A 12,164-nucleotide genomic window follows, 5' to 3' on the forward strand; every position below is an offset into this window, starting at 1 on the left:
TGCTCACACAAACCGATGATAGCATCTCCATACCGAACGCTGGTCGAATCGTCGTCACGTCTTGTGGATGTGAACCTGTTGGATGACGTTAGCCAAGATTGTATTGACGATGCCAATATTCTTCTTGAACGCATCCGACCGGTATTGGACGCAACCCAAACTGTCGTGCTACAGAAGTGCGAAGTTCCCGTCGAGTTTAAGCCGGACTTCTTTTCGCATCATGTAGACGACATACAAAACCTACGCAACCTTTCCCGCGCATTTCGTTTTGCCGCTGACGTCGCGGCTCTTAACGCGGATTTCGATACCGTCGCTCAGTATGGAGTCATCATGCTCGACCTTGCAAACGCCACACGCCGTGGTGGATTGATTGTCGATCATCTCGTTGCCATCGCCATTTCCGGCTCCGGCGTTGGCTCGTTGCGGTCATTGCGTGATCGGTTCGATGACCATGTTCGTGATGATTTGATTGCAGCGCTCAGTCGCTACGAGCATGAGCGTGAACCTTATAGCGCGATCACGGCGCGAGACGCACGATGGGAAGCGGAGTCTGGGTACCAGGATGATGGTAACGAGTTGCCCGAGGACGGGCTTATTGACCCCGATAGCAAACTTTCCGTCGAGGAACAGAGATCATTGATTCAACTTCTCAAAGCCTTCGGCAACCGGCCGAAAACAGAAATCGAAGCGATGCATGTGAATCAAGATCGGCATGATTTGGCAATGGTGCGTCTATTGTCTGTTGATTTGGCGCTACGATCATGGAAACACCGCACCGGGCGATACCCTCACTCGATACTTGATCTAGCACCTGACATTTTCTCCTCTGTCCCCCGCGATCCATTCACGGATGACAATTTCATTTTTCGTTCCATTGACAACTCGTTTGAACTGTATAGCACAGGACCCAACAAAAATGACTCAGGCGGACGCTTTGCTCCATGGTTTGCGGTCTCCAATGGCGAGTACGATTTGTGCCTCGATGCCGAAGACTTCTGGCAAGATTGCTGTACAATCAAAACCCATCGGGGGTTGATTCCTGGCCTATGGTCGCGACTGCGGTTCTGGCGGTAAGCGGGGTACCAAACAACGCAACCGAACAATGCGATCGGGATAGGGGCCCGGTTACCCGGGACCGCTCTCACAACACCTAGCATGCGGGTCCGCTGCTGGGGCCGTCTCATCGCTTAAGAGCAAGCCTGTTCTGGTTATCTAGTGGATGCTGACCAAGCTGGTTGTTGTTAGATTGGCGTTAGTCAAAGTGCTTCGCAGGCTTCCTTCCCACAGTCGGTTACCCCTCCGCAGTTTCTTTCGCCTCGTGTCTGTTTCTTACGAGCTATTCATTTGGTATACTGACTCCAATAAGACGATCGGAACTAAACACAGGGGACTAGGAACTCTCGCGAGTTCCGCACCCCACAAACTCACGCCCATGTTGGACGTACTTGGACCGAAGCCTCCGACGGTCCGTTTCGAAACGGATGCCTTGTTGGCGGGGGCTTGGTCAACATTGCCATTCGCGACTTGGAGCCAAACCTGTGCGTAATGACTAATCGCAATTTCTTACTTTTTCGTAGCGGTCTATTTCTAGGCTACCAATCTGACGAAGACATTGGACGTTGGTTCCTTGGGGGCGACTGTCTTGGTTGGATTTATGCTCGACTACTTCCTGGTCCGGACTTCAAAAATGATTGCTGTCCTTTGATGGAAGACTGGGGCTGGTATGCAGCTATTTCGACTTGCGACACTAAAGTTCGTGTTGAGCTGTCTCTGTATGCTTACATCGCAAGTTACTGGATCCTCGGTATTAGTGCAAAGTCACCAGGGCTTTGGAAAAAACCGATGGCAGTTCGAAACGAGGCTCACGAGCGCGTAGCTAACGCGATTGACGCAATTACGCGTGACGATGATTACTTCGAATCGTATGGTTGGCACGTTGACGATCGGTTCGACACCGCAGCATTAACCAGAGGTATGGGTGAGCTTGAACGGGTCGCTAATACAAACCAGAGATGGAAGAATATCACCAAGAGGAAATGTCCAAACTGCAACGCTCTGTGTCCCGAGTATCGCCGGAACTGCTTGGCTTGTGGCTATCAGCTTGGACGCGAAATACTCAAGTAATAAAGATGCGAACAATGCGATCGAGATAGGGGCCCGGTTACCCTTGCTGCCTCTCACAACTTCTAGCATGCGGGTCCGCAACTGGGGCCGTTTCATCTTTTAAGAGCAAGCCTGTTCCAGACTTCTAATAGACGGACCAAGCCGGTTGTTGCTAGATAGGCGTTGGTCAAAGTGATTTGCAGACTCTTTCCCACGGCGAGTTACCCTTCCGCAGTTGCTGTCGGCACGTGTCTGTTACTTACGAGCGATTCATTTGGTATACTGACTCCTGTAAGAATATCGGAACTAAACACAGGGGACTAGGAACTCTCGCGAGTTCCGCACCCCACAAACTCACGCCCATGTTGGGCGTACATGGACCGAAGTTGCGGCCGGTGCGTTTTCTGAAATCCGAGTCACTTGGCGGCGACAGGGTTACCGCTGACGTTAGCTCAGAAGGAACGCGACAAGCGTCATGGCTCTGGAATGCCTCCCGCTTGCCGGGTGGATTGTTACGCTTCTCGCTACATAACCGCTCAGCCCCCGTCCCTCCCCTCTTTGCTCGGCGGCAAAGCCGCCGAGCAAAGAGGGGGCATTGCAGGTGGTACCATCGTATTAGCGAGAAACATGAAACTCCACTGGACAAGCCAGTGGTATCTAAAGTCTGTCGCTTGCACTCTTGTCCCTGCTGAATGTTGAAGTCACCAGTGGTACGGTAGTGTGATGTCGGAGACGGTCTCTGACTGAGACTGACACGTCAGCAGCGCGGACGACGGCACTCGATCCTCCGGGCAAGAACGCGTGCCCCGCTAACCAATAAGGATTTGACATCGCGGAGTGAGGCACGAATGCAGCCGATGCTCAAGTCCTTTGTTCAAGGAGCCCGGGATGGTTGCGGCCCTAGAATCGGCTCAGATTAACTTGGGTTTTGCTTTGGACAGCAAGCTAGATTTGGCTTGACAACCAGTGGCTGAATTCAACAACTCGTTGCTGACGAACCCTTGACCATGTTGCCAGCGTTCTCATCGGCTCTGCAGCGTGCTGATAATGGTTCTGTTGGAAGTGTTGAGATATGCTTTTGGATTGCGGTGGATACAACTTTCCAATATCAGCGCAGAACTCTAGCGACCACACTACCAAGTGCGTTTGATTTGGCCGGGTTGTGTCCAGTTCAATGCTATTCTTCGGGTTCACTTTCAACCTCTTCTAACCAACGCACTCGCAGGCTTCCTTCCCACGCCCCGTCGCCGCAGCCCGCAGTTGGCTTCGCCTCCTGTCTGTTTCTTACGAGTTATTCTTTTGATATACTGACTCCTGTAAAAATATCGGAACTAAACACAGGGGACTGAGAACTCTCGCGAGTTCCGCACCCCACAAACTCACGCCCATGTTGGGCGTACTTGCACCGAAGTCGCGGATCGGCCGTTTCCTGATGGTAAGTCTTTCGGCCGCGACATCGGTGATGGCGGGGTTCGTCCGAGAAGAAACACAAAAGTACCAAGCGATGCATGTCCAATGACTGAGAATCCATATACGCCATTGACCACGAATGGCGACACAAATTTGACGCCTCGTCGATTGCACGGGTTTGCGCGAGGTGCACGAAACGGGCTTTTGTGGGCGATGTATCCGTTGTCGATGTACGCGATGGAATTGTCAAATCACGGTGACGTTATCACAATCTTGCTGAGGGTTGGACCAATTCTTGCAATTTGGATTTGTTGCGCGGGGCTTGTCGCTATGAAACAGGATCGAAGCAAAATCGGCGCTTCGCTCGATTAATCCAAGTACTACAAAATATATCGATCAATTCAAACGCTTTCCGTGCCACAACGATTATGCAACAATGACAAGTTGTTATGGAAACGTTGGACGAACAACGCGATCGAGATAGGGGCCCGGTTACCTGGTACTCCAGTCACAACATCTAGCATGCGGGTCCGCAACTGGGGCCGTTTCATCTTTTAAGAGCAAGCCTGTTCCAGACTTCTAATAGACTTACCTATCGGGTTGTTGTTAGATTGGCATTAGTCAAAGTGCTTTGTTGCTTACTTCCCACGCCTGTTCGCCCAAGTCGCAGTTGCCCTCACCGCGTATCTGTTTCTTACGAGCTATTCATTTGGTATACTGACTCCTGTAAGAATATCGGAACTAAACACAGGGGACTGAGAACTCTCGCGAGTTCCGCACCCCACAAACTCACGCCCATGTTGGGCGTACTTGCACCGAAGTGGCACTTATTATTTTCCAACTTATTGGCGTTCAATGTACCACGCGGTGAACGCGGTCATTCGTCCTTAAACATGTTTAAAACACCACCACATCTAAACTTGACCGTCTTGCGATCCCCGGACATCGATCGGGCGTCCAACTTTTATTCGGCGCTGGGACTGCTGTTTACAAAACACCGCCACGGAACTGGACCGGAACATTATTCGTCCTGTGTAAACGGTTTCGTTTTCGAGATTTACCCACTTGGAAAACACCCGCCTACAATTGGAACAAGGATTGGCTTTTCCGTAGATGATGTCGATGCCATTGTCCGGATGCTTCTAGGGATCGGTGCTGAATTGGTCTCATCAGTCGCTGACAGCGAATGGGGACGCCGAGCCGTTGTCAAAGATCTCGATGGTCACATTGTTGAATTGCTGACTCCTCCCAATCGTGATAAGATCGTAGCGTCAGACAAAACTTAAACTGGCGCGAGGACCGTGACACACTCGGAAGTAAAGAGTCCGGGTGACACGGGCAGACAATGCAAATACGGACGAACAATCGATTGCACCGAAGTCGCGGTTTGGCCGTTTCCTGATGGTGAGTTTACTTGCCGCGACATCGGTGAATCGTGGCGTTTGACATTTACCATTCTTCTCGAAGAAAGTACAACCGTCTAAGATGACAGTTAAGTTCTCGTTACTTCAACTCCTCCAACTGTTGGTCGCCGCGTCAGTAATTTTTATGGCCGTAAAAGCTTACGTTGATCACAACGAAAGAAAGCGGCTTGAAATGGAGGTAGCGCTCAAATGGGGTTGGGCGAACAAATTGCTTTACGATCAGCTTTTGAATGATACCTCAACAATTGGGACTCCAGTTAGTAACTACCAAGCTTTTCCAGAATTAACGACTCAAACGGTCGAAAACGGTCCTACCGTAAAGAGTGTACTGCGAGTGTATAACATCGTTCGTCCGGAGAAAATGTACTCGAAAGATCATTATGATTTCGAGAACTTGGGTGTAGACAAAGACTCAACCCTTCTTTCCTATCAGGACGGCGACAAACTACTTTATTTTAGCTTTTACGGAAATTTTGTGCAAGAAGGAACAAGTCTAACTGGGTTTACGATTTACATTCGTGATGATCGGATTCACGCAATAGACGTCCATGAGAGTTCCCGGCCAAACTAATAAACGGTCCAACAAAGCGATCGAGATAGGGGCCCGTTTACCCGGGACCCCTCTCACAACACCTAGCATGCGGGACCGCAACTGGGGCCGGTTCATCTTTTAAGAACAAGCAGGTTCCAGACAGCCAATAGACTGACCAAGCCGGTTGTTGCTAGATAGACTTTGGCCAAAGTCCTTTGCAGGCTTCCTTACCACGGTGTGTTACCCTTCCGCAGTTGCCTTCGCAAGCGTTCCGACTTAATGGGAAATCGATTGTAAAATGGATCAACAAGAGAAAGTGGTAATCAAGCGACTTCTCGTTGCATTTCTTCTAACTCCAGTTTGCGGCATGATTGTTTGCCTACCATTTGCTATCCTGGGCTCGTTAGCATCATCCGTTGTTGCAGCAGCAGAACCTTCCGGAGGTCTGGCAAACTTTACAGATGAAAAACTCATTTGGAGCACAGTATTGTTGCTGGCTGGCATATCAGCATTCACGATTTCTTACTGGTTGACTGGATACTTTTTTCCATCGCAGTCGCGGCATACAGCTTGTCATGGCGGATTCAACCAATCCGTGTACCGCGACGAACACCAGCGGGACCAATCGGGTAAAATATAGGAGTTGCAGGGGCCAATCGCTTCACCCAGGCCCAACCGCAGCGAAACTGGAGACCAGCGTGGGCGCCAGGTGTAGTTGCAATTTCTGCAAGAAAAGCTGTCTCGTGAGGCAATTAAGGTGCGCAGGGGATGGTGAGTACGGAAGTTTCAAGCATTGGAGTCCAATCCCCAGGTGGAAAATTTCCAATTGTCGGAGTCGTCGCCTCAGCCGGTGGTTTAGACGCTTTCAGGCAATTTTTAGGCGCGGTTCCGGTCGACTCAGGTTTGGCATTTGTTTTGGTTCCACATCTTGATCCAAAACATGAAAGTCAAATGGTTGCGTTACTATCAAAAGTGAGTTTGATTCCCGTGGTTGAAGCAACTCAGGGGATGGTCGTTGAGCCCAATCGTGTCTACGTAATACCGTCCAATTACTTTCTGACCATCGTGACTGGGGCTCTGAAACTAAGCGATCCGCCAACACCCCAGGGGCGCGAAACGGCGATCGATTTCTTTCTTCGTTCGCTTGCGGCAGATCAGGGCGAACGTTCGGTCGGTATCGTTCTGTCGGGTACCGGAAGCCATGGAACTCTGGGGATACGAGAAATCAAGCTTGCCGGCGGAATGGCCATCGCTCAGCAACCGGAAACCGCAGAATTTGACACCATGCCAAGCAGTATCATTCGAGAAGGACTCGCGGACTACGTATTGTCGCCGGCGGAGATGCCTGGGACATTACTGCAATACATGCAGCAGCCGTACATCAATCAAGCCAAACAACCAGCTACGGATGTGGCAACGGAAGATGAACACTACGCGGCCATCCTTGGCCAATTGCTTAGGCACACCCATTTCGATTTTGGGAGCTACCGAAAGAACACCATTCTACGTCGGATTCAACGACGCATGGGCCTACACCACTTGAAACATCTTCAGCAGTACGTCGCACGTATTACGCAAGACGCAAAGGAAGCTGGGGATTTATCTCGAGACTTGCTCATCAGCGTAACAGCATTTTTTCGTGACCCAGAGGCATATTCGGCTTTGCAAGAACGCTTGCTTCCGGAAATTAAAACTCGTGCCTCAGATCGTTTCCCCTACCGAACCTGGGTTGCAGGATGCGCGACCGGAGAAGAAGCTTACTCACTGGCGATGCTGTTGGTCGAGTGCCTTGAAGCGAAACCTCCCAGTGAGACTAATCTACAGACTTCTCAACTCTTACAGGTCTTTGCCAGCGATGTCGATGAGGCCGCCATCACCGTTGCGCGAACAGGAATCTACCCATCAAACATTGCGGGTGACGTTTCACAATCTCGCCTAAAAAAGTTCTTCACCAAAACAGATGAAGACCATTACCAAATTGGAAAACAGTTAAGAGAGTCGATCGTTTTCTCGAAACAGAACCTCATTAACGACGCGCCGTTCTCAAAGCTCGATCTTATCTCTTGCCGCAATCTTTTGATCTACCTTGAACCCGAGATGCAGCAGAAAGTAATCGCACTTTTCCACTTCGCACTTGTTAACGACGGCTTATTGATCCTCGGCCCGTCCGAATCCATTTCGCAATTCGATCAACTCTTCGAGCCGATCTCGAAGAAGTGGCGCATCTTCAAGAAAATAAACTCAAGTAGACAGAGTCGTCTACACCTACCGCTCAGCGCAACTCGCGGCTTGAACAAACCGCTTAAAGTACACTCGGACGCAATTTCACCGCGACTGGGGCACAAAGATTTCTTCGAAAAAGCGATTATCCGTCTATGCGTTCCCGCTACCGTTCTGATCAATCGTCGATATGAAATTCTCTACGTCGCGGGACCGGCTGTAGAGTATCTCCAATTTCCTGCGGGCGAGCCAAGTTACAACCTATTGTCGATATGCCGTCCTGGCTTGCGGACAAAGTTGCGGTTCGCGTGTCAGAAAGCGTTTGAAGAAAACGTCGACATGGCCGTTGAAATACCGATGGAACGAGGAGGCGCTGCGGTTGAATGCTCTGTGCGCATTCATACGTTAAAGGCACCGCCCGAGAATGAATTGATGTTGCTTATTAGTTTTAGCGACAAGGCTTTGAGCGAATCACAGGCCCAATCCGGTTCGCAAGCTCCACAGACGAACCAGAATCCAACTTACGCCGACCAGCTAGAGCGGGAGCTCAGTTCGAACAGCGAAGAACTTGGCGGCGTGATTGCTGAATTGGAAGATGCCAACGAGGATCTAAAAACATCGAATGAGGAAATCATGTCGATGAACGAAGAGCTACAATCGGCAAACGAAGAGCTTGAGACTTCAAAAGAGGAACTGCAATCGCTGAATGAGGAAATGTCAACGGTTAACCTCGAACTACTCGAGAAGGTGGCCGAACTTGATGTAGCGAACAACGATATCTTAAACCTTTTATCCAGTACAGAAATCCCCACTTTGTTCCTGGACCACAACCTTCTGATCAAGCGTTTTACGCCACCAACCGCAAAGCTTTTGAATGTACGATCATCTGACGTAGGCCGCCCGCTCAGCGACATCACAGCGCGATTCATAGATCCAAGCTTGTTAAGCGATTGCCGAAAGGTGATGGAGGAAGCGCAGCCGATTGAGTGCGAGATTGAAGGTGAGCAATCTCGGATGTATCTGCGGCAAATTCTTCCTTACCGGTCGCATGGCGATGATGTCATTGGCGTTGTCATAACCTTCATTGATCTCACTTCGAGGTTGTTGCTGGAAAAGTCCCTGAAGCAGAGCAAAGACCACCTGGAAGCGATCCTCGACTCCGCCGTCGATGCGATTTTGACCGTAGACGGCCAGGGTGTGATTAGCCGAATCAACCCTGCAACGGAGAGGCTGTTTGGATATCCACAAGAAAGCATCCTTGGCAAGCGCGTAGAGTCGTTGCTATCGCCTCCGAATGATGGTGTGCATCCACGGCAATCACCAAAGTTGCAGATGTCGCCTATGTCCTTATTCAATGCCGGCAATTATTTAAACCTTAAGGCGAATCGTAGTGACGGTACCACGTTTGACGCAGAGCTATCGGTCAGTCGCATCGACCACCTGCAACTGTTCATTGTTGTTGTTCGTGATGTCACTCAAAGAATGGATCTACAGAAGAAAGTTCTTGAGATCGCTTCTGATGAACAACGCCGCATCGGTCAAGAACTTCATGACGGTACTCAGCAAGAACTTTCCGGCTTGTCATTGATTGCTGGAACAATTAAAGATTTCCTCAATGACAAGTTGCAATCGACCAGTGATCTTCGACAACCATTAATGCTTGACCATGCTCAATTTACGCGCCTGGTACAAAATGCATCCAAGCTAGTGGATGGATTAAACGAAGCGAATCGGCATGTACAATCGTTGTCGCACGGAATCATGCCAGTCCAGATCGACGTCGAAGGATTGCACTCCGCACTAACCGAACTCGCCCGGGAAACAACCGTTGAGGATCGGGTCGTTTGCAATTTCGCCCATACCGGCAACTTGGCCAATCAAAGCAACGCCGTGGCAACACACCTCTATCGAATCGCGCAAGAGGCAATCCATAATGCCATTCGGCACGGCGAGGCGAAGAACATCCTCGTCTCCCTTTCGGCGGATCCATTCCAGGTCCAACTGGAAATCAGCGATGATGGAAGAGGGCTGGACCTCAGCCGAATTCAAATGGGCAGCAGCGTAAATCGCGGTGCGGGGCTCCAAATTATGCAATACCGTGCAAGCGTCATAGGCGGCAGACTGACCATTTTGGCTGGGACTAACCACGGCACGATCGTTCGCTGTACATTACCAGGAGAAAGGGAGTTGGGATGACCGATTCAGTTACTAAAATTAGAATTGTGATTATCGATGATCATCCGTTGATGTGTGATGGTCTCGCGACTCGCATTCAAGAGCATGACGACTGGGAGGTCTGCGGAGTCGCAGCGACGGAGGATGAAGGATTTGCACTGATCAATTCGACTTGCCCAGATTTGGCTTTGGTGGATATCGCGCTTAAGTCAGGGAACGGAATTGAATTGATCAAACGGGTTAGGTCGCGAAATCCGAGAGTCAGATTTTTGGCTATCTCAGCATATAAAGAATCGCTTTATGCGGAGCGAGCACTGCGTGCTGGGGCACTTGGTTATTTGAACAAGCAGGAATCAAATGAAAAGCTTGTTGACGCCATTCGTACCGTCTTAAGAAATGATCGATTTCTAAGCGAAGAGCTTAAGGCAAGGCTAGTGGCTTCCGCACTTGGGAATTCGGATAAAACGAGTGATCCAATCGACAGTCTGACCGATCGCGAGAAAGAGGTTTTTCGATTGATTGGAGAGGGGCTGACGACGGGAGCGATCGCTGATCAGCTCTTTCTCAGCACTCACACGATCGATACCCATCGCGAGAACATCAAGCGTAAGTTAAACGTTAGCAGTGCCAATGAACTGAGCCGCTTGGCTTTCCAAGCCATGCTTGAAAACACATAAGCTTGCAAGGGTTTTTCCGGTAAGGCTAGAAGGCAGGAGTCTTACGGCCTGTAAGCCGCTGGGCGTTAGCCGCAGTTACTGCAATCAACCGGGGCTAGAGCGGCTGTTGCCCTCTTTATCTTGCACTCTGCCCATCGGTTCCCATGAGCATGTCTAGAGTTCGTGTTTTAGATGTAGAGGGTTCGAAGCTAGGCCGCGGCCCACCCTCCCCCCCAACCTGCCCCGAAACATTTGATTACTCCGAAACGGCGTGGTTGAATCCGCCATATCGAAACAAGAAAGCGTTCGATTATCGCTTTAGCATTGGTCAACTATAACGGAATTGGTTTAAGATTTCCGCCGTCATTTTGCCGGCATGCCATTTTCTTTAGGGAAGACAGATAATGACAGCATCGAGTCAGTTGAGAAGCGAGACTTGCGTTTGCGAATCTCCGGAGCAAGAGACCGCAAATGCAATGCCGTCACAAGCAGAAAGCATGGCGGTGCTGGGCCATGAGATTCGAAACCCACTCAGCGCATTGAGCTACGCACTTCAAGCGTGGCCGTCATCGAACGACAATCCGCAACTAACCGAGCAATTGCTGCAGATCATGCGGCGACAGGTCTCTCAACTGACCCGACTCTGTAATGATTTGCTTGACGCCGGAAGGAACGCACAGGGGAATCTGTCAATTCGTCGAGCTCCCCTCGACGTTCGGACTGCACTGCACAATGCATGCGAAGAGATTCGGCCATTTGCTGATCAATGTGGACATAGAATAACCGTACGGCTTGGCGACATGCCTGTTATGCTGTTTGGTGACGGGTCGCGGCTGACACAGGTCATTGCCAACCTGTTGCATAACTCCGCTAAGTTCACAAACCGCGGTGGGCATCTACATATCTCTCTTGAGCGTGAGCATGAAACGGCGATTATCCGTGTAAGCGACGATGGAAGAGGAATGTGCGCAGATAGATTGCGAATTATCTTCCTTGCTCAAAATGGGAAAACGAAGTGTTCGGATCCTGTGGGCGGGGGCCTTGGAATTGGCTTGCGCCTTGCCAAGTCAATCGTTGAGCTTCATGGTGGCACGATCGAAGCTTGTAGCGAAGGTTTAGGACACGGCTGCACCTTTGTGATCCGGCTGCCGATCGATAACAGTACAACGGCCGAAACGACACGAGCGTCGATACTTCCACATCCAGCAATGTCCGACAAGTGCTCGAACCTGCCGCAATACCGCATCTTGGTAGTAGACGATGATCGGTCAATGAGGTTTTTGATGTCGCGATTGCTTGAGAGACTTAATCAGTCGGTCACGGTTGCGGACAATGGCGACCTTGCGATCGAGACGTTGAAGCGAATGACGCCAGATGTCATATTCCTTGATTTGCATATGCGTGGCATGAGCGGTTACGACGTCGCTCGTCAAATTCGCCGTTGTAGACAGTTGGATGGTGTTATTCTCATTGCGCTATCCGGGAACTCGGATGTCGCGAGTCGAATGCAAGCAGTCGAAGCTGGGTTCGACAAGTACCTTGTCAAGCCAACAAGTTTAACGGAGTTAACTGAAACACTTCTTAGCATCGCCTCAGTAGATTCATTGTAACCAATCCAACAAGACCGGTGTCTACCACGACCGT

8 protein-coding genes are annotated in these 12,164 nt (G+C 50.3%); all 8 read left to right on the plus strand.

The genetic code is table 11. The annotated features are described in order from the left end of the window. The first annotated feature begins 15 nt into the window (after positions 1–15). The 8 genes from SH302x_RS15240 (at position 16) to SH302x_RS15275 (ending at position 12,130) form a co-directional block, all read left to right on the plus strand. Positions 16–1,074, plus strand: a complete 1,059-nt coding sequence (locus SH302x_RS15240; protein WP_479363251.1) for a hypothetical protein — start codon at positions 16–18, stop codon at positions 1,072–1,074. 471 nt (positions 1,075–1,545) lie between these two features. Then, positions 1,546–2,124: a hypothetical protein gene (locus SH302x_RS15245; protein WP_479363252.1), complete on the plus strand. Its 579-nt coding sequence runs from the start codon at positions 1,546–1,548 to the stop codon at positions 2,122–2,124. 1,366 nt (positions 2,125–3,490) lie between these two features. Next, a complete protein-coding gene (locus tag SH302x_RS15250) occupies positions 3,491–3,622 on the plus strand; it encodes a hypothetical protein (protein WP_479363253.1) in 132 nt (43 codons plus the stop codon). Between the two features lie 688 nt (positions 3,623–4,310). Further along, entirely contained in the window at positions 4,311–4,799 is a 489-nt protein-coding gene (locus SH302x_RS15255; RefSeq protein ID WP_479363254.1) for a VOC family protein, read from the plus strand. Positions 4,800–4,998: 199 nt separating this feature from the next. Next, on the plus strand, positions 4,999–5,508 hold the full coding sequence (locus SH302x_RS15260; RefSeq protein WP_479363255.1) for a hypothetical protein: 510 nt from the start codon (positions 4,999–5,001) through the stop codon (positions 5,506–5,508). Between the two features lie 729 nt (positions 5,509–6,237). Beyond that, positions 6,238–9,885, plus strand: coding sequence for a chemotaxis protein CheB (locus SH302x_RS15265; protein ID WP_479363256.1), 3,648 nt, complete (start codon positions 6,238–6,240; stop codon positions 9,883–9,885). Beyond that, entirely contained in the window at positions 9,882–10,541 is a 660-nt protein-coding gene (locus SH302x_RS15270) for a response regulator (protein WP_479363257.1), read from the plus strand. The genes SH302x_RS15265 and SH302x_RS15270 overlap by 4 nt, the downstream gene beginning before the upstream one ends. Before the next feature lie 383 nt (positions 10,542–10,924). Beyond that, positions 10,925–12,130: a hybrid sensor histidine kinase/response regulator gene (locus tag SH302x_RS15275; protein WP_479363258.1), complete on the plus strand. Its 1,206-nt coding sequence runs from the start codon at positions 10,925–10,927 to the stop codon at positions 12,128–12,130. The last annotated feature ends 34 nt before the right edge of the window (positions 12,131–12,164 follow it).

This window comes from Njordella calcicola, assembly GCF_056494125.1.

What these genes read in the sequence shown, in the direction of transcription:
- SH302x_RS15275 (WP_479363258.1), top strand. Translation starts at nt 10,925, where the DNA reads ATGACAGCATCGAGTCAGTTGAGAAGCGAGACTTGCGTTTGCGAATCT.
- SH302x_RS15265 (WP_479363256.1), top strand. Translation starts at nt 6,238, where the DNA reads ATGGTGAGTACGGAAGTTTCAAGCATTGGAGTCCAATCCCCAGGTGGA.
- SH302x_RS15260 (WP_479363255.1), top strand. Translation starts at nt 4,999, where the DNA reads ATGACAGTTAAGTTCTCGTTACTTCAACTCCTCCAACTGTTGGTCGCC.
- SH302x_RS15240 (WP_479363251.1), top strand. Translation starts at nt 16, where the DNA reads ATGATAGCATCTCCATACCGAACGCTGGTCGAATCGTCGTCACGTCTT.
- SH302x_RS15255 (WP_479363254.1), top strand. Translation starts at nt 4,311, where the DNA reads ATGTTGGGCGTACTTGCACCGAAGTGGCACTTATTATTTTCCAACTTA.
- SH302x_RS15245 (WP_479363252.1), top strand. Translation starts at nt 1,546, where the DNA reads ATGACTAATCGCAATTTCTTACTTTTTCGTAGCGGTCTATTTCTAGGC.
- SH302x_RS15250 (WP_479363253.1), top strand. Translation starts at nt 3,491, where the DNA reads ATGTTGGGCGTACTTGCACCGAAGTCGCGGATCGGCCGTTTCCTGATG.
- SH302x_RS15270 (WP_479363257.1), top strand. Translation starts at nt 9,882, where the DNA reads ATGACCGATTCAGTTACTAAAATTAGAATTGTGATTATCGATGATCAT.